General features: G+C 58.5%; 14 protein-coding genes and 1 pseudogene. 7 read left to right on the top strand and 8 right to left on the bottom strand.

Annotated elements, in window-relative coordinates; all coding sequences use genetic code 11:
- The first annotated feature begins 6 nt into the window (after positions 1–6).
- The 3 genes from tauD (at position 7) to ACYZTY_RS29925 (ending at position 2,865) form a co-directional block, all read left to right on the top strand.
- Positions 7–849: a taurine dioxygenase gene (tauD, locus tag ACYZTY_RS29935; protein ID WP_461956625.1), complete on the top strand. Its 843-nt coding sequence runs from the start codon at positions 7–9 to the stop codon at positions 847–849.
- Between the two features lie 135 nt (positions 850–984).
- A complete protein-coding gene (locus ACYZTY_RS29930; RefSeq protein WP_461956624.1) occupies positions 985–1,662 on the top strand; it encodes a hypothetical protein in 678 nt (225 codons plus the stop codon).
- Positions 1,663–1,665: 3 nt separating this feature from the next.
- Positions 1,666–2,865, top strand: a complete 1,200-nt coding sequence (locus ACYZTY_RS29925) for a helix-turn-helix domain-containing protein (RefSeq protein ID WP_461956623.1) — start codon at positions 1,666–1,668, stop codon at positions 2,863–2,865.
- A 92-nt stretch (positions 2,866–2,957) separates the two neighbouring features.
- Here the strand turns inward: ACYZTY_RS29925 and mgrA are convergent, their stop codons facing one another.
- The 3 genes from mgrA to ACYZTY_RS29910 all read right to left on the bottom strand — a co-directional run bounded on the left by mgrA (position 2,958) and on the right by ACYZTY_RS29910 (position 7,664).
- Positions 2,958–3,995, bottom strand: a complete 1,038-nt coding sequence (gene mgrA, locus ACYZTY_RS29920; RefSeq protein ID WP_461956622.1) for an L-glyceraldehyde 3-phosphate reductase — start codon at positions 3,993–3,995, stop codon at positions 2,958–2,960.
- Positions 3,996–4,110: 115 nt separating this feature from the next.
- Positions 4,111–5,436: an LLM class flavin-dependent oxidoreductase gene (locus tag ACYZTY_RS29915; protein WP_461956621.1), complete on the bottom strand. Its 1,326-nt coding sequence runs from the start codon at positions 5,434–5,436 to the stop codon at positions 4,111–4,113.
- A gap of 2 nt (positions 5,437–5,438) precedes the next feature.
- Complete coding sequence (locus tag ACYZTY_RS29910) at positions 5,439–7,664, bottom strand: TonB-dependent receptor (protein WP_461956620.1); 2,226 nt, start codon at positions 7,662–7,664, stop codon at positions 5,439–5,441.
- A gap of 206 nt (positions 7,665–7,870) precedes the next feature.
- On the opposite strand from ACYZTY_RS29910, the gene ACYZTY_RS29905 reads away from it, so the two are divergent.
- Positions 7,871–8,911: a LacI family DNA-binding transcriptional regulator gene (locus tag ACYZTY_RS29905; RefSeq protein ID WP_461956619.1), complete on the top strand. Its 1,041-nt coding sequence runs from the start codon at positions 7,871–7,873 to the stop codon at positions 8,909–8,911.
- Positions 8,912–8,956: 45 nt separating this feature from the next.
- On the opposite strand, the gene ACYZTY_RS29900 is transcribed toward ACYZTY_RS29905, so the two are convergent.
- The 3 genes and pseudogenes from ACYZTY_RS29900 to ACYZTY_RS29890 all read right to left on the bottom strand — a co-directional run bounded on the left by ACYZTY_RS29900 (position 8,957) and on the right by ACYZTY_RS29890 (position 10,621).
- Positions 8,957–9,421: a type II toxin-antitoxin system HicB family antitoxin gene (locus ACYZTY_RS29900; protein WP_461956618.1), complete on the bottom strand. Its 465-nt coding sequence runs from the start codon at positions 9,419–9,421 to the stop codon at positions 8,957–8,959.
- Positions 9,418–9,601, bottom strand: a pseudogene (locus ACYZTY_RS29895) (type II toxin-antitoxin system HicA family toxin). The gene ACYZTY_RS29900 and the pseudogene ACYZTY_RS29895 overlap by 4 nt, the downstream one beginning before the upstream one ends.
- Positions 9,602–9,730: 129 nt before the next feature.
- Positions 9,731–10,621, bottom strand: a complete 891-nt coding sequence (locus ACYZTY_RS29890) for a LysR family transcriptional regulator (protein WP_461956617.1) — start codon at positions 10,619–10,621, stop codon at positions 9,731–9,733.
- A gap of 129 nt (positions 10,622–10,750) precedes the next feature.
- On the opposite strand from ACYZTY_RS29890, the gene ACYZTY_RS29885 reads away from it, so the two are divergent.
- Together ACYZTY_RS29885 and ACYZTY_RS29880 are read left to right on the top strand one after the other, a co-directional pair.
- Positions 10,751–11,491, top strand: coding sequence for an SDR family oxidoreductase (locus ACYZTY_RS29885; protein WP_461956616.1), 741 nt, complete (start codon positions 10,751–10,753; stop codon positions 11,489–11,491).
- 163 nt (positions 11,492–11,654) lie between these two features.
- Positions 11,655–11,915, top strand: coding sequence for a hypothetical protein (locus tag ACYZTY_RS29880; protein ID WP_461956615.1), 261 nt, complete (start codon positions 11,655–11,657; stop codon positions 11,913–11,915).
- A gap of 18 nt (positions 11,916–11,933) precedes the next feature.
- Here the strand turns inward: ACYZTY_RS29880 and betT are convergent, their stop codons facing one another.
- Both betT and epsC read right to left on the bottom strand, forming a co-directional pair.
- Entirely contained in the window at positions 11,934–13,889 is a 1,956-nt protein-coding gene (betT, locus tag ACYZTY_RS29875; RefSeq protein ID WP_461959415.1) for a choline transporter BetT, read from the bottom strand.
- A 536-nt stretch (positions 13,890–14,425) separates the two neighbouring features.
- Positions 14,426–15,352 (bottom strand): serine O-acetyltransferase EpsC, encoded by a 927-nt coding sequence (epsC, locus tag ACYZTY_RS29870; protein ID WP_131060555.1) that lies wholly within the window; start codon positions 15,350–15,352, stop codon positions 14,426–14,428.
- Positions 15,353–15,542: 190 nt separating this feature from the next.
- Here epsC and ACYZTY_RS29865 point away from each other — a divergent pair, with 190 nt between their 5' ends.
- Positions 15,543–16,535 (top strand): D-cysteine desulfhydrase, encoded by a 993-nt coding sequence (locus tag ACYZTY_RS29865; RefSeq protein ID WP_461956614.1) that lies wholly within the window; start codon positions 15,543–15,545, stop codon positions 16,533–16,535.
- Positions 16,536–16,674 lie beyond the last annotated feature (139 nt).

The following is a 16,674-nucleotide window of genomic DNA, read 5'->3' as shown; positions in this document are numbered from 1 at the left end:
AAGACCATGAGTAACCTGACCATCATTCCCCTAAGCTCGGCCCTCGGCGCGCAAATCAGCGGCATCGACGTCAGCCAGCCGCTGAACCTGGAACAACGCGACGCCATCGAACAAGCACTGCTCAAGCATCAAGTATTGTTCTTCCGCGACCAGTCGATCACGCCTCAACAGCAGGCACGCTTCGCCGCGAATTTTGGCGATCTGCACATCCATCCGATCTACCCGAATGTGCCAGAACAACCGGAAGTACTGATCCTCGACACCGCCGTCACCGACGTGCGCGACAACGCGATCTGGCACACCGACGTAACCTTCCTGCCGACCCCGGCCATGGGCGCGGTACTGAGCGCCAAGCTGCTGCCGGAATTTGGCGGCGACACGCTGTGGGCCAGCGGCATTGCGGCGTATGAAGCGTTGTCCGCGCCGATGAAGGGCTTGCTCGAAGGGCTGACGGCGACTCACGATTTCACCCGCTCGTTTCCGCTGGAGCGTTACGGCAACACGCCTGAGGCCCTGGCCCAGTGGGAAGAAGCGCGCCGGAAGAATCCGCCGTTATCGCACCCGGTGATTCGCACGCACCCGGTGAGCGGGCGCCGGTCGTTGTTCGTCAACGAGGGCTTCACGTCGAAGATCAATGAGCTGTCGGAAACCGAGAGCGAAGCGATTTTGAAGTTTTTGTTTGCCCATGCAACGCGGCCGGAATTCACCATTCGCTGGCGTTGGCAGAAAGACGATGTGGCGTTCTGGGATAACCGCGTGACACAGCATTACGCCGTCGATGATTACCGGCCGGCGCGGCGGGTGATGCAGCGGGCTACGGTGTTGGGGGATGTGCCGTTTTTCCGGTGACGCCGGGCGAGGAAGAAACATTCCAAATTGATGCCACCACTCGTCTGGATAACTGTATAAAAAAACAGTCAACTCTTCCAAAACGAATAAAAATGAAGTAAAAATCCGCTTACCGAATAGTGAGTGGTGGCCTGCATGATTACAAAGGAAGAAATCCAAGGTTTTATTCGCGCGCAAGTCGACAGAGAGTTTTTTGACGAACTCGGCATTCTTATTCCTCAAACATTTCAAAAGGCATTGAAGGAAACACAGGAACTCCTGATTCATACCCCTCCAGCAGATCTACGTGGTCATTTACGACATTCGCTTGTTCAAGATGCCTTAGCCGGAATGAAACGCTGGAATCCAATCCTCAAAACAACCGACCCAAAAGGACACAATTACGTACTATTGGAGCTGGGGAATTTGCGTATCACGTCTGTCGTCCTACCTTGGCAAAAAGAAATTCGAACAGCGAAACATCGAAGCGAACTGAAAACGTTGAACGAATCTTTAGCATCCACACAGATGGACTGGATTGATGGATTGACGCAGACAGTCACCGAACAATTGATTCATGCGCTTGTCGTTGTCCATGCACCGCCATCAGGCTCAGAGGATCAATCAGAGCCGCGGGCAATTATGATGGCTGTACCTTATTTCAACGGCAAAGGCTTCCATATGAATTGCACGTTTGAGGACCTTCTTCAGAGCTACTCTGATAATGAAGCTGTTGATCAGAAACCGATTGAATTGGTGAAAATGCGAGATAAGATGCGCCGCGCTGAAGAAATCGATGACAACACTGATGAAGAGCAAAATTCCAAGAGGTGAACCATGAGAACTGGAGTCGCGGGCTTTCAGTCTGAGCGCCTCAAGCAGTTACGGCTCACGTTTGGTATCACCCAAACAGCTTTAGCCGAAATGGTGGGGCGTGCCTCGGGAAACATCTCTAAATGGGAGAACGGACTTCAGGTACCTGAGGCCGACGCCTTCCAACGGTTATGCGAGGTTTTTGGCGTCAGTGAAAACTGGCTGCTAGAGGAGCAGATCGTAACGAGTGAAACCACTCCATTTTTCTTTCGCTCTCAGGTGAGTACTACCACCAACGCGAGAGAGATCGCGGAGGTCCGCTTGGAGTGGCTTCAAGACATTTCCTACAAGCTTCAGGAAAGCCTTGAATTTGTCACAGTTAACGTTCCTCACTTGATGGAAAATAATTGCCAGCTGATTTCTGACCAGGAAATCGAGCGGATGGCGACTGAATGCCGTCAAGCATGGGGCCTAGGAATTGCCCCCATACCCAATGTCGTTCAAGTGCTGGAGAACGCTGGAATAGTGTGCGCTCGAACCACGTTAGGTCACCTGAAAATGGATGGCGTATCAAATTGGTATGAGTTGGACCAGCGTCCTTATGTGCTCCTTGTCGCGGACAAGGCTAACGGCATACGCAATCGATTCGATGCAGCCCATGAACTGGGACATATAGTTCTCCACCGGCATATATCCAAAGAACAATATGAATCAAATTACGCGCTGCTTGAATCGCAGGCTCACCGGTTTGCTAGCGCCTTTCTGATGCCAGCTGAAAGTTTTCTAAGGGAGATTCGTTGGCCAACTTTGGACACGTTGTTGGCACTTAAGCCGCGCTGGAAGGTTTCTGTCGCAGCGATGGTTCGTCGATGCCTAGATCTTGAAATCATCAATGACACCACGACGACAAGACTGTGGAAAGCCAGGTCAGCAAGAGGCTGGGTCAAGGGCGAACCTATGGACGGTGATTTTGACTTTGAAAGGCCTCAGTTAATAGCGCGAGGCGTGAAAATGCTTGTCGAGAACAAGGTGCTTTCCCGATCTCAAGTCAGGCAACTACTGGGGCTACCACTGCCAACCCTTGAAAACCTGTGTAGCTTGGACAGGGGATACTTCAATCTTCCTGATCAATCACAAGTGATCGACATGCAACTCAGAAAGAGATCTGCAAGAGATACATTTTTCAGTGAAACCGCAGAAATACTCGGTTTTCCAAAAAAATAGCACCGCTCAAGCTTCTTGGATGCAATCACAGACAAGCTACCCTATCCGTAAGGGGGGCTTATCTGTGATTTAACCTTCGACTTCGAACAGTTTTATTCAGCCGTCGAAGGCTTCTCCCAAAGATTGATCCCGCCTTCCTGGGCAAACCGGTCAATCTCCGCCAGCTCCTCAGCGCTAAAGCTCAAATTCTTCAACGCCCCGACGTTCTCGATAATCTGTTCCGGCCGGCTCGCTCCGATCAGCGCCGAGGTCACGCGCGGATCGCGCAGCGTCCACGCCAACGCCAGTTGCGCAAGGCTCTGATCGCGACGCTTGGCGATTTCGTTGAGCCCACGCACATGGGCGATGTTGGCTTCGGACAGATGAGATTCCTGCAACGAACCACCGCCCGGGCGATTGACCCGCGCATCTTTCGGAATGCCATTAAGGTACTTGTCAGTCAACAAACCCTGCGCCAGCGGCGTGAACGCAATGACGCCGGTGCCGAGTTCGTCGGTGACATCCAGCAGGTCCTTTTCAACCCAGCGATTGAGCAGGTTGTACGCCGGTTGGTGAATCAGCAACGGTACATTCCACTCTTTCAACAGCGCCGCCATCTCACGGGTTTTTACCCCGGAATACGACGAGATTCCGATGTACAGCGCCTTACCCTGTTGCACGGCGGTGGCCAGCGCACTGGCGGTTTCTTCCAGCGGCGTGTCCGGGTCGAAGCGGTGAGAGTAGAAGATGTCCACGTAGTCCAGACCCAGACGCTGCAGGCTCTGGTCGAGGCTGGCCAGTACGTATTTGCGCGAACCGCCGCCCTGGCCGTAAGGGCCGGGCCACATGTCCCAACCGGCCTTGCTGGAGATAATCAGCTCGTCGCGGTATTGCTTGAAGTCTTCGCGCAGCAAACGGCCGAAGTTGATCTCGGCACTGCCGTACGGCGGGCCGTAGTTGTTGGCCAGGTCGAAGTGATTGATGCCCAGGTCGAAGGCGGTGCGCAACAGCGAGCGCTGAGTGTCGATCGGCGTGCTGTCGCCGAAGTTGTGCCACAGGCCCAGGGACAGTGCCGGCAGCACCAGACCGCTGCGGCCCACGCGGCGGTAAGGGATAGAGTCGTAGCGGTTTTCGGCAGCGGTGTAAGTCATCGAATCCTCTCTTGTCTGTCTTATCTGTCTTATCTGAAATCTGTAGGAGCCAAGCTCGCTGGCGAAGGCGTACTCAAGATCGCCTTCGCGGGCAAGCCTCGCTCCTACAGGGGCGTTACACAAATCTGTTGGAAGGCCTGGCCAGCCCAAGGTTCTGGCGCAACGTGCGGCCTTCGTACTCTGTTCTGAACAACCCTCGGCTCTGCAGTTCCGGCACCACGCCGTTGGCGAAATCTTCCAGGCCTCCGGGCAGATGCGGCACCAGCACATTGAAGCCATCTGCCGCGCCCTGTTCGAACCATTCCTGCAACTGATCGGCAATCTGCTCCGACGTCCCGACGAGGCTGAAATGCCCTCGGCCGCCGGCAATCTTGCGGCCCAACTCAGCGAGGCTGAGGCTTTCCCGACCCGCCAGTTCCGTCAGCAGTTTCTGCCGACTTTGCTGACCGCTTTGCGTCAGCGGCAAGTCGGGCAACGGCCCGTCCAGCGGATACTTCGACAAGTCGAAGTTGCCCAGCATACGCCCAAGTAATGCGACGCCAACCTCGGGTTCGACTAATTGCTGAAACGTTTCATATTTTTCCTGCGCTTCGCTTTCGGTTTGCCCGACCACCACAAAAACGCCGGGCATTATTTTCAGGGAATCGGCGCTGCGACCGTACCGGGGCAGGCGGCCCTTGAGGTCGGCATAAAACGTCTGTGCGCTGGTCAAGGAGGTCTGCGCCGTAAACACCACTTCCGCCGTCTGCGCCGCCAGTTCGCGACCGACCTCGGAAGACCCGGCTTGCACGATCACCGGTTGCCCTTGCGGCGAGCGCGCGACGTTCAACGGGCCTTTGACCCGGAAGTGTTCACCGACGTGATCCAGCACGTGAAGTCTGGCCGGGTCGTAATAGGCACCGCTGGCCTTGTCGCGGAGGAAGGCATCGTCTTCCCAACTGTCCCAGAGCCCGGTGACCACCTGATGAAATTCCCGGGCGCGGCTGTAACGTTCGGCGTGGCCAATGTGTTCGTCGCGGCCAAAGTTCTGCGCTTCGGCCGCGTTGTCCGAGGTCACCAGATTCCACCCTGCACGCCCGCCCGACAGGTGATCCAGCGAGGCGAATTTGCGGGCCACGTGGTACGGCTCGTTGTAGCTGGTGGTGGCGGTGGCGGTGGCAATCAGGCCGATGTGCTCGGTGACGACGCTCAAGGCTGAAAGCAGCGTCAGCGGTTCGAAAAAATCCGAGCGCGCCATGCGGCTTGCGATCTCGCCACTCGGCGCTGCGACGCTGTCGGCGACAAACAGCGCGTCGAACTTCGCCGCTTCGGCAATTTGCGCCAGACGCTTGTAGTGAGCGAAATCCAGCCCCGCGTTGGCCGGCACCTCGGGATGACGCCAGGCGACCACGTGGTGCCCGCCGGCCATGAGAAAGGCGCCGAGTTTCAGCTGTCGAGTCATGCTCAGAAATCCTTGCGCAGTTGCACACCGAAGTAACGTTCGTCGTCACGTGGCACGGCGCGATAAATGTAACTGCCGCCACTGGCCAGCGCCGGTGAATAGGATTTGTCCGCCAGGTTCTTGCCCAACAACGCCACGCGCCAGCCGTTGCTGTAATCGGCCAGGGCGACGCTGGCGTTCCAGACTCCGTAGGCGCCCTGCTTGGTGTCAGGATTCTGGCTGATGTCGTACTGCACTTCGCTTTGCCAGCTGTAGTCGGTGCCCAGTTCGACATCCAGGCCGTTATCCAGCGGGATGGTGTAGTCGGCGCGCACGTAGCTTTTCCAGTCAGGGCTGAAGGGCAGCGGCTTGCCGTTGACGTTGCACGACGCCGCAGCGCCCGCCGGGCAGGCAAACTCATCGATGCGCGCGCGGGTGTAGGCCAGCGCACCGGAAAACTTCAGTTGTTGGGTGGCCTGCAAGGCGTAATCGAGTTCGACGCCTTCGGTGCTGACGCTGCCGGCGTTGATCAGGCGCGTCACCACTTGGCCGGCGACGGTGTCGAAGAAGTTCGCCTGGTAGTTGTCGTAATCGCTGTGGAAGATCGCGAGGTTGGTGGTCAGGCGATTGTTCCAGGACGTGGCCTTGATACCGGCCTCCCAGGTGTTGGAGGTTTCCGGTTTCAGCGCGTCGGTGTCCCGAGGCTGCATGTTGAAAAACACGTTGTAGGCCGGGCCTTTGTATCCACGCGAATAGGTCAGGTAAGTGGTGACCGCATCGCTCAAATCGTATTGCACGCCGAGGCGGCCGGACCAGCCGTCTTCATCCACCGACCCCGAACTGCGGGTGCCCGGTTGAATGCCGCTGACGGTGGTGGCGGACGTCGAAACACGGCGGTGATCGTATTCCAGATCGTCGTGGGTCCAGCGCAGGCCGGCGATGCCACGGAAGTCCGAGGTGAAGTTGAGCGTGCTTTCGCCGAACACCGCGTAGCTGTCGCTGGTGGTGCTGTAATCGGCGACGCCACGGTTGACGCTGGTGGTTGTGGTCAGCGTCCGTTGATAAGTTTCTTCATCCTTGCCGTGCATGTAGAACAGACCACCGACGTACTCGAGAAACTCACCTTTGGGCGAGGCCAGACGCAGCTCTTGCGAGTACTGATCGAACGCCAGATCGCCCTTGTCGGCGGTGCCGGGGAACGCGGCGGTGATCGTACCGAGACGGTCGCCATCCTGATATTGGGTGTTGTCCCAACCGCGCCACGCGGTAATCGAGGTCAGGGTGTAATCGCCGAAGCTCCAGTCGAGTTGCCCGGACAGACCTTTGTTTATGTCATCGACATGGGTGCGCGTATCGGTGTTGATCTTGCGGTTGTCGCTGGACGCCCGAACAGGGTTCAGGGCATTGGCAAAGGCTGGCGTCAGAGACTCGCTGACCACGCCATTCGGCGCATCGTCGTGGGACTGCATGTAGTCGGCGATGAAGGTGAATTTGAGCTCATCGTTAGGCGTGAACTCCAGCTTGCCTCGCGCGCCTTTGTGGTTGTAGCCGTTGACCTCCTGGCCGTTGTGCTCGTTGTCGACGTTGCCGTCGTAGCTGCCGAACAGCGTGCTGATCGACCCCTTCAGGGTGTCTGGAATCAAGCTGCCGCCGAGGCCGAATCGGGTACGGCTTTCGTTGCCGCTGTAATACGACTGATCGATGTAGCCGTGGGTTTCGGCGGTCGGTGCCTTGCTGGTGATGTTGAGCACCCCGGCCGAGGCGTTCTTGCCGAACAGCGTGCCTTGCGGACCGCGCAGCACTTCGACGCGCTCCAGATCCAGCAGGTCGAGGGTCGACTGACCCGGACGGGCGTACACCACGCCATCGATCACCGTGGCCACGGTCGGTTCGACGCCGGGCGAGGTGGAAATCGTGCCCATCCCGCGTACGAACAGCGACGTGTCCTTGTTGGAAGCGCCGGTGCGGAAGTTCAGCGAAGGCACCTGCTGGACGATGCTCGCCACGCTGTTGCGGTTGTCGCGCTCAAGCTGCTCGCCATCGATGACGGACACCGCGACAGGGACTTTTTGCAGCGACTCTTCGCGGCGCGTAGCGGTGACCGTGACGGATTTGAGTGTAGGTTCCTGATCAGCGCTGTCGGCGGCGAACGCCGTGGGCAGCGGCAACGCCGCCAACCCGGAAAGTAACCAGCCGGCGGCGCGAATCGATTGCGCCAGTTTTTGTGTTGCCCCAGGAAAATTGTGCATGGTCTGCCCGCTCGAAAGTGTGCCCTGAACCGCTGCCGTTCTACGACGACAACGCCTGAAATGTGTCTTGGGCATTCGCTCGAGCGAGTAGCAGACAGAACGCTTTGTTAGCGCTAACATCCTCAGTATCTGCAAGCGTCACATAGACCGTCCAATACTGAAAAATTACTTTTATATGCCTTTTGGTTTTTAAGAAGGATGACGAGTTGAGCGAAGACAAACCCCGTAAACGCCGTGGCGCCGGCCGCGTGACGCTGAACACTGTGGCGCGGCAAGCCGGAGTTTCGGCGATTACCGTGTCGCGCTATTTCAACCAGCCGGAACAGGTTTCGCCGGAGCGCCGCGAGCGTATCGCCGAAGTGGTCGCCGAATTGGGCTACGTGCCGAACCTGGTCGCCGGCGGGCTGGCGTCGGCGCGGGGGAAAATCGTCGGCATGGTCATCCCGAACATCTCCGGGCCGATCTTCGCCAACACCATTCAGGGTTTCAGCGACACCCTCAGCCGCCATGGTTATCAGCTACTGCTGGCGTCGAGTTACTTCAGCGCCAAGCAGGAAGAAAGCGCGGTGCGCGCATTCCTCGGCTGGTCGCCTGCAGCGTTGGTACTCACCAGCCATTTCCACAGCGCGGGCACCGAAAAAATGATTGCCGAAGCAGACATTCCGGTGATTGAAACCTGGGATTACCAGCCAGAGCGGGAGCCGATGCAGATCGGGTTTTCTCACTTTGAAGTGGGCGTCACCGCTGCGCGCTATCTCCATGGAAAAGGCTATCGACGCATCGCGTTTGTGCAGAACAGCGCGGCCGGAGACTTCAGTGCCCTGGAGCGCCGCGATGGTTATGCGCAGACGGTTCGTGAATTCGGATTGGAGCCTTGGGTGTTCGCACCGGATGTCGATCGGGCGCCGTTCGAGGCCGGGAAGCAAGCAATGGAAGCGCTGATGCAAGTCTCTCCAGCTCCCGATGCGATTATCTTCGCCAACGACAACCTCGCGGCCGGCGGCTTGCTGGCGGGGCAACGAGCCGGGCTGAAAATCCCCGAGGAGTGCGCGGTACTCGGGTTCGGCGACTACCCGTTTGCCGAGATGTTGCTGCCAAGTCTGAGCACCATCAAACCACCGGCGCTGGAGATTGGCGTACTGGCCGCAACGCGGGTATTGGAGAGCCTGGGGGTGCTGCCGGTGGAGGATGAGATTCAGCGGCTGAATTTGCTGGAGTGCCGAGTGATTGAGCGGGAGAGTGCCTGAAAACGGAAGGAGCCGAGCTTGCTCTGGCTCCTGGAGGTTTTCAAGTCAGGCGGATAACTCACGCAACGCGGCAGCAGCCAAAAAGCCAGACCGTGAGTTGTAACGCTGGTCCCGCCTGACCGTTTGATCGATACGCTCAAGCAGCTGTTCCGGCAATGTCGCGTTGAAACGCACTGACTTGCCGAAGTACGGCGTGATATCGAACTCGACCACACCCCACACACCACCCGCGTAATCAGGGTTATCAAGATGAGCATCGATCTCGCGTATCTGCGGCAATGGATCACCATCGGCAACCAGGCCTTCGTAATGCAATGACAATGCTTCTTTCACGTTTTCAAATGCCTGAGCAACAGTAGCGCCTGCGGAGAAGCAACCCGGAACGTCCGGGATAATTACTCCGTAGTCTGAGTCGGCATCCTTGTGCAGAACGACCGGGAATTTCATTTCAGTGAGTCCTTCCTGTGATGTGGCCTCTTCGAGGCTCTCGTTTCCGATCTCGGGCCTCATTTCAGAGCCGCCTGTTTCAATATGCTGTTGATCGTGCCTTTTGGAAGATCCGAGTCAGGGTGTTTTATCGTCACCCTTCCCAGGCTTGCACGGATGCTTGTACTGATGGTGGCTACCTTTCACGGCTACCAGATACCAACCATCCTCTTCGATCATCCTGATCATTTCTCGACTTCGCATCACCTTCGTCCTTGTGGGCAGCTTCTGCTGCGCACATTACGCGACGAACGTCTTTTCAATACACACCATACACACTCTGATAAATATTAGCCGTTCCGGCCCAACGCTTTTTTGCTCTCGGACCGGCGGCTATCGGGCCTCAGCAAACACCTCCCCCAACCAATCCACAAACACCCGAACCCGTGGCGACATGTGTCGGTTGTGGGGATACAGCACCGAAACCGGCATTGGCGGAGGTGGCGTGTCGATCAGGACTTCCTGCACCAGGCCTTGGGCAATCTGAGTTTCCATTCGGTAATGCGGGCATTGGATCAGGCCGAGCCCGGCAATCGCCGACGCTGCGTAAATTTCCGCACCGAACACTGAAACCGTCCCATCGATGGTGACCTCTTTAAGCTCGCCATCGACCATAAATTCGAAGGGGAACACCTTGGCGGTGGTGCGCGAGACGTAATTCACCGCCCGGTGGTGTTTCAGGTCTTCAAGGTTTTTCGGTTCGCCGTATTTGCGCAGGTACGCGGGGCTGGCGCAGGTGATTTGGCGCAGATTGGCGATGCGTTTTCCGATCAGCGCCGAATCGCTCAACGTGCCGGCGCGCAGCACGCAGTCGACGCCTTCTGCGATCAAGTCGACAAACCGGTCGGCCTCGCTGATGGACAGCTCGATGTCCGGGTAACGCGCCATGAACTGCGGTAATGCGGGGATCACAAAATGCCTGGCCAGGGTGCCGTGCACATCGACGCGCAATCGGCCTTTGGGTGCGCGGCCGCGAAAAGCCAGTTCGGCCTCTTCCAGCTCTGCCAGTAACTGCACGCAACGCAGGTAATACGCCTCGCCATCCAGGGTCGGGCGCACCTTGCGTGTACTGCGTTCAAGTAATCGCGTACCGAGCCACGCTTCGAACTGATTCAAGGTGTGAGTCAACGTCGCACGCGGCAGGTTCATGTCTTCGGCGGCCAGCGTAAAGCTGCTGCGCTCGTAGATACGTACGAACACCTTCATCGCTTTGACTTGATCCACGTTGCGCTCCCATCCATCGATTGTTGGCGATTATTGAACAGTCAAGGCAACTCTCGTGCATTTATCGGCTTGAGTAAACATGTGAATCTGGCTTCACCCCAAGCAAACACCTTCAAAGGAATCACCGCCATGACCACTCAAACTTCGAAAGTTGCCATCGTGACCGGTGCCTCCCGCGGCATTGGCGCAGTGATCGCCAGACAATTGGCCCGCGAAGGTTTCGCCGTCGCCATCAACTACGCCAGCAGCGCCACCGAAGCCTCAAAGCTAGTTGTTGAATTGCGCCAGGCCGGCCATCAAGCCATAGCGATCAAGGCCGATGTGGCCAGTGCCGATGACGTGCGCCGGATGTTCGACGAAACCGAAGCGCAACTGGGCAAGGTCGATGTGCTGATCAACAACGCCGGCATTCTCAAGGTGATGCCGCTGGCGCAACACACCGATGAGCTGTTCGACCAGACCTTCAACATCCATGCGCGCGGCACCTTCAACACTTTGCGTGAGGCAGCAACGCGTCTGAATAACGGCGGGCGGATCGTCAACTTCTCCAGCAGCACCGTCGGCCTCAACCTGCCGGGCTACGCCGTGTACATCGCCAGCAAAGCGGCGGTGGAATCCCTGACTCAGGTGTTCGCCAAGGAAATGCGCGGTCGCAACATCACCGTCAACGCCGTAGCCCCAGGACCGGTGGCGACCGAGCTGTTTTTGCATGGCAAGAGCGAAGAGCAGATTCAGAACTTCGCCAAGATGCCTCCGCTGGAGCGTCTGGGTCAGCCGGAAGACATCGCTCGCATCGTGTCGTTTTTGGTTGGGCCGGATTCGGCTTGGGTCAATGGACAGATTCTGCGGGCTAATGGTGGATTGGTTTAAGCTGGTTTGCAGGCAGGCCAGGCGCCTTCGCGGGCAAGCCTCGCTCCTACAGGGATCGCCAGTGAACATAATGCTTGTGTTCACCGGAGACCCTTGTAGGAGCGAGGCTTGCCCGCGAAGGCGGTCTTGAGGGCGACACACATCTGAAGGGAGGACACGCATTATGCACACCACGATCATCATCACCTTCGGCCTGATCCTGCTGGCGCTGATGCTGTTCATCGGCGAGAAAATCGGCTTCAGCCGCCAGACCCTGGCCTACAGCTTTGTCGTGCTGTGGCTGGCACTGACGTTGATCAACGGCGCGGTCGGCATGGTCCATGCCGGCCAGCCGTTGAGTACGGAACTGGTGGTCGGCAGCGCGGTGTTCGGTGTACCGGTGGCGGCGCTGGTGCTGTTCATGGTGCTGAGCACCGAAACGTGAGCGGCACCGCCCCGGCGATCAACGCACCAGATGCAAGAACTGCAAATGCCGTTCGTACTGATCAAGGATGTCGTTGATGATCTGCTCCTTGGTGTAACCCACCAGATCGTAGTCCTGACTGCCCTCGCTCAAATGCACTTCAGCCCGGTAATAACGACGGTTGTTGAGTTCCTTGGAACCCATGCCGCCACGGGCAAACGATGGCGTGAAGTAACCACGCATCTGCACCTGATAGATAAACGGATGCTCCTCGCCGTGACCGATTTCCAGGCTGACGTTGTCGTTGGCCGGGTCCGGCTGAGTGACCACGTTCAAACCTTTCTCGACGAACACCGCCGAGACTTCTTCAATTGCCGGGCGCACCGTCGTATCGAGGAAGCGATAAACCTCATCGCGAGACGGGAAATGCACGGCCTGGGTCAAGCGTTGACGCCAGCCGCCACGCCGCGATCCGGACACCGGTGCCAGGGAATGCAGTTGCGCGATCTGCTTCTGCGACTCCAGATAGAACGCCTTGTGCAGCCCCCACATCATCAGCAGCAAGATCAGCGAGAACGGCAACGAGGTCAGCACCACCGCGGACTTCAGCGCATCGATACTGCCGGAGAACAGCAGCGCACTGGTCACCAGCGCGGTCATTGCGCCCCAGAACACTCGCAGCCATTTCGGCCCGTCTTCATCGGGATTGCCCCCCTTGGCGGACAACGTCGACAACACCACGGTGCCGGAATCGGCAGACGTCACGAAGAACACGAAGCTGATGAACACCGTCACCGCGATCACGGTTTTGCTCCACGGATAGGTTTCCAGCAGCAGGTAGAGGGTCATCGACGGGTTGTCGATGGCCGACATACCGAGCGCGGTCATGCCGTGGTTGAGGACTTGGTCGATGGCGCTGTTGCCGAAGATCGACATCCACGCCAGGGTGAAACCGAGCGGAATCAGCAGCACGCCGAAGACGAATTCGCGGATGGTCCGGCCACGGGAAATCCGTGCGATGAACAGGCCCACGAACGGCGACCACGCGATCCACCAGGCCCAATAAAACACCGTCCAGCCGCCTAGCCAGTCGCTGGGTTTGTCGTAGGCATACAGGTCGAAACTCTTCATCGGCAACGCGCCGAGGTAGTCGCCGATGTTCTGGATCAAGGTGTTGAGCAGGTGCTGCGTCGGCCCGGCAAACAACACAAACAGCAGCAGCGCACAGGCCAGCAGCATGTTGATGTCGGACATCACGCGCACGCCTTTGTCGACGCCGGACACCGCGACGATGATCGCCGCGCCCATCATCAGCGTGATCAGGCCGACCTGAATCCACTGGGTGTGAGCGATGCCGAACAGGTAGTCCAGCCCCGAGTTGAGGTGCAACACGCCGAAGCCCATGTCGGCGCCGAGGCCGAACACGGTGGCGATGATGCCAAAACCGTCCACCGCGTAGCCGATCGGGCCGTTGATGCGCTTGCCGATCAGCGGGTAGAGCGCCGAGCGCAAGGCCAGCGGCAGGTTATGTCGATAAGCGAAGTATGCCAGCGCCATACCGACAAAGGCGAACACGCCCCAACCGTGCAGGCCCCAGTGCAGAAACAGAATCTGCATCGCCTGACGCGCCGCATCCGCCGTGCCGGCCTCGCCTTGCGGCGGTTGCGCCAAATGGGTCAGTGGTTCGGACACGCAAAAGAAAAACAGCGTGATGCTGATCCCGGCGGCGAACAGCATGCCGGCCCAGGACAGGTAACTGAATTCGGGCTCGTCGTGGTCGGCACCGAGCTTGATCTTGCCGTAGCCGGACAAGGCGGTGACCACCACGAAGACCAGATACAGCGTCATCGCGAGCATGTAATACCAGCCGACCGTATTGGCCGCCCAGTTTTGCGCTTCCAGCAACCAGGCGCCGGCCTGTTCAGGCATGGCGATGACGACGATGCCGAACAGCAGAATGAAGGTCGCCGCGAAATAAAATACCGGCGGATTCATGCGGACCTGGCCGCTTGGAGGGAGGGACGATGCACTCATGAAAGGTGCACCTCGAAAGGGTGAAACAGGTCAATCAATAACGGACTCGGCAAGGCAAGCCTCCTGTTGTGAACGGGCAGCAAACCGGCGGTTTAACTTGAATGAGCGTTCAAGTTAAACATGGATAGGGTGCTAAGGACTAATCGCAAGGCTCGGCGGTACTCTGTGGCGAGGGAGCTTGCTCCCGTTGTGCCGCGCAGCGGCACCCGGTTTTTGCAAAGGTACGGCTGCTTCGCACCCGAGCGGGAGCAAGCTCCCTCGCCACAAAATCTTGTGCCTTTACGCTAGCTCAAGGATGGGTATGACGGGGGATTTGGAGGATTCGTTCAGAGGGAAATTAGCTAAATGCCGGTATTGGGCTCGGCTTGAAACCATTCGCGGGCAAGCCTCGCTCCTACAGGTTTTGTGTCGATCACAAAATTGTCGTTCGACATAGACCCTGTAGGAGCGAGGCTTGCCCGCGAAGAGGCCGGGCCAATCAGCCGAGATTTCGGGTCTTATTTCTGCGTCCCATCATCATGCTGCAAATTCGCCTGCGTCAGGTTGCACCCGGCCGGCACACTGCGGGTCAGCCAGACGTTGCCGCCAATGGTCGAACCCTTGCCGATGGTGATCCGTCCCAAAATCGTCGCGCCGGCATAGATCACCACATCATCCTCAACAATCGGATGCCGTGGATGGCCCTTCTGCAACTGGCCGTCCTCATCCGACGGGAAGCGCTTGGCGCCCAGCGTCACGGCCTGATAAATCCGCACGCGCTCACCAATGATCGCCGTCTCGCCGATCACCACACCCGTCCCGTGATCAATGAAGAAGCTGCGACCGATCTGCGCGCCTGGATGAATGTCGATACCGGTGGCCGAGTGCGCGATTTCCGCGCTGATCCGTGCCAGCAGCGGCAGCCCCGCGCGGTACAAATGGTGCGCCAGGCGATGGTGGATCACCGCCAGAATGCCCGGATAGCAGAGCAACACTTCATCGACGCTACGCGCCGCCGGGTCGCCGTGATAGGCCGCCAGCACATCGGTGTCCAACAAGCTGCGCAGCCCCGGCAATGCGAGGGCGAAGTCCTGAATGATCGAAATGGTCTTGGCCTCGACTTCGGTGTCGGCCTCGGCGCTGTGGCGAGCGGCGTAACGCAGTTCGAGTCGCGCCTGCGCCAGCAATGCGTTCAACGCGACGTCCAGCGTGTGGCCGACGTAGAAGTCTTCACTCTCCTCACGCAAATCCACCGGCCCCAGACGCATCGGGAACAAGGCGCCGCATAGCGCTTCAAGAATCTCCGCCATGGCCGCTCGGGAAGGCAACTCGCGACCGCCCTGCTCGCCGCTGGCGCGGCCATTTTGGGCGCGCCACTGGTCGCGCGCTGTACGCAGTTGGCTGACGATGGTCTGCAATTGCCAATGGCTGGAACGTTCGCTCACGGTAAAAACTCCTCACGGGCGGCCGGACTGCCTGGCCACGCTGACGGCGATTACTTTACGGCAAGGTCTTGAAGCCGAATTAAGAACCAATTGTGCTGTGTTCAGCACTTTCGGATATAAGCGATTGGCGGTTGCCCCCACTTATAGCCGTGCCTATAGTCCTGAGATCTTCCTCCGCCAGTACGGACCCATGATCAAACAACAGCTCGCCCGTTTTGACCGCCTCGACCTCCTCGGCCACCCTACCGCGCTTGAAAAACTCGAACGCTTGTCGACCTGGCTCGGACGCGATGTGTACGTCAAACGCGATGACCTGACACCGCTGGCCATGGGCGGCAACAAGCTGCGCAAACTCGAATACCTGGCGGCCGATGCCTTGGCCCAGGGCGCCGACACGTTGATCACCGCTGGCGCGCTTCAGTCCAACCACGTGCGTCAGACCGCCGCCATTGCAGCCAAACTTGGCCTTGGCTGTATAGCGTTGCTGGAAAACCCGTTGGGCACCGACGACCCCAACTATCTTGGCAACGGCAATCGGCTGCTGCTCGACCTGTTCGATGCCAAGGTCGAGCTGGTGGAGAACCTCGACAACGCCGACGAGCAACTGCAAGCCCTGGCCGATCGTCTGCGCAACAACGGCAAGAAGCCGTACCTGGTGCCGATTGGCGGCTCCAACGCACTGGGCGCCTTGGGTTATGTGCGCGCCGGGCTGGAACTGGCCGAACAGATCAAGGACACCGGCCTGGAATTTGCCGCCGTGGTTCTGGCCTCGGGCAGCGCCGGCACCCACAGTGGCCTGGCGCTGGCACTGAGTGAAGTACTGCCGGATTTGCCAGTGATTGGCGTCACGGTTTCCCGTAGCGATGAAGATCAGCGCCCAAAGGTCCAGGGCCTGGCCGAGCGCACTGCCGAGTTGCTGGGCGTGAGCCTGCCGGCGAGTTTCAAGATCGAACTGTGGGACGAGTATTTCGGTCCGCGTTATGGCGAGCCGAATGCCGGGACGCTTGCGGCGGTGAAGTTGCTGGCGGGTCAGGAAGGTTTGTTGCTGGACCCGGTGTACACCGGCAAGGCCATGGCCGGGTTGCTCGACGGCATCGGTCGTCAGCGCTTCAACGATGGCCCGATCATCTTCCTGCACACCGGCGGGGCGCCGGCGCTATTCGCCTACAAAGACTTCTTGTAGACGATGGTTCTGTGGCGAGGGAGCTTGCTCCCGCTGGGTGCGAAGCACCCCAAAACCTGCGATGCGGTGTTTCATTTGAATTGCGGTGATAGGGTTTACGACTGCTGCGCAGCCGAGCGGGAGCAAGCTCCCTCGCCAC

Source organism: Pseudomonas sp. LB1P83 (assembly GCF_054897885.1).
The sequence above is the reverse complement of the archived record's forward strand: the minus strand, read 5'-3'. Positions and strand labels throughout refer to the sequence as shown.

Bases quoted from the DNA above. Each gene is read 5' to 3' on its own strand.
- ACYZTY_RS29925 (WP_461956623.1), top strand. From the start codon at position 1,666: ATGAGAACTGGAGTCGCGGGCTTTCAGTCTGAGCGCCTCAAGCAGTTA.
- ACYZTY_RS29930 (WP_461956624.1), top strand. From the start codon at position 985: ATGATTACAAAGGAAGAAATCCAAGGTTTTATTCGCGCGCAAGTCGAC.
- betT (WP_461959415.1), bottom strand. From the start codon at position 13,889: ATGAATCCGCCGGTATTTTATTTCGCGGCGACCTTCATTCTGCTGTTC.
- ACYZTY_RS29910 (WP_461956620.1), bottom strand. From the start codon at position 7,664: ATGCACAATTTTCCTGGGGCAACACAAAAACTGGCGCAATCGATTCGC.
- ACYZTY_RS29865 (WP_461956614.1), top strand. From the start codon at position 15,543: ATGATCAAACAACAGCTCGCCCGTTTTGACCGCCTCGACCTCCTCGGC.
- ACYZTY_RS29885 (WP_461956616.1), top strand. From the start codon at position 10,751: ATGACCACTCAAACTTCGAAAGTTGCCATCGTGACCGGTGCCTCCCGC.
- ACYZTY_RS29880 (WP_461956615.1), top strand. From the start codon at position 11,655: ATGCACACCACGATCATCATCACCTTCGGCCTGATCCTGCTGGCGCTG.
- mgrA (WP_461956622.1), bottom strand. From the start codon at position 3,995: ATGACTTACACCGCTGCCGAAAACCGCTACGACTCTATCCCTTACCGC.
- ACYZTY_RS29915 (WP_461956621.1), bottom strand. From the start codon at position 5,436: ATGACTCGACAGCTGAAACTCGGCGCCTTTCTCATGGCCGGCGGGCAC.
- tauD (WP_461956625.1), top strand. From the start codon at position 7: ATGAGTAACCTGACCATCATTCCCCTAAGCTCGGCCCTCGGCGCGCAA.
- ACYZTY_RS29900 (WP_461956618.1), bottom strand. From the start codon at position 9,421: ATGAGGCCCGAGATCGGAAACGAGAGCCTCGAAGAGGCCACATCACAG.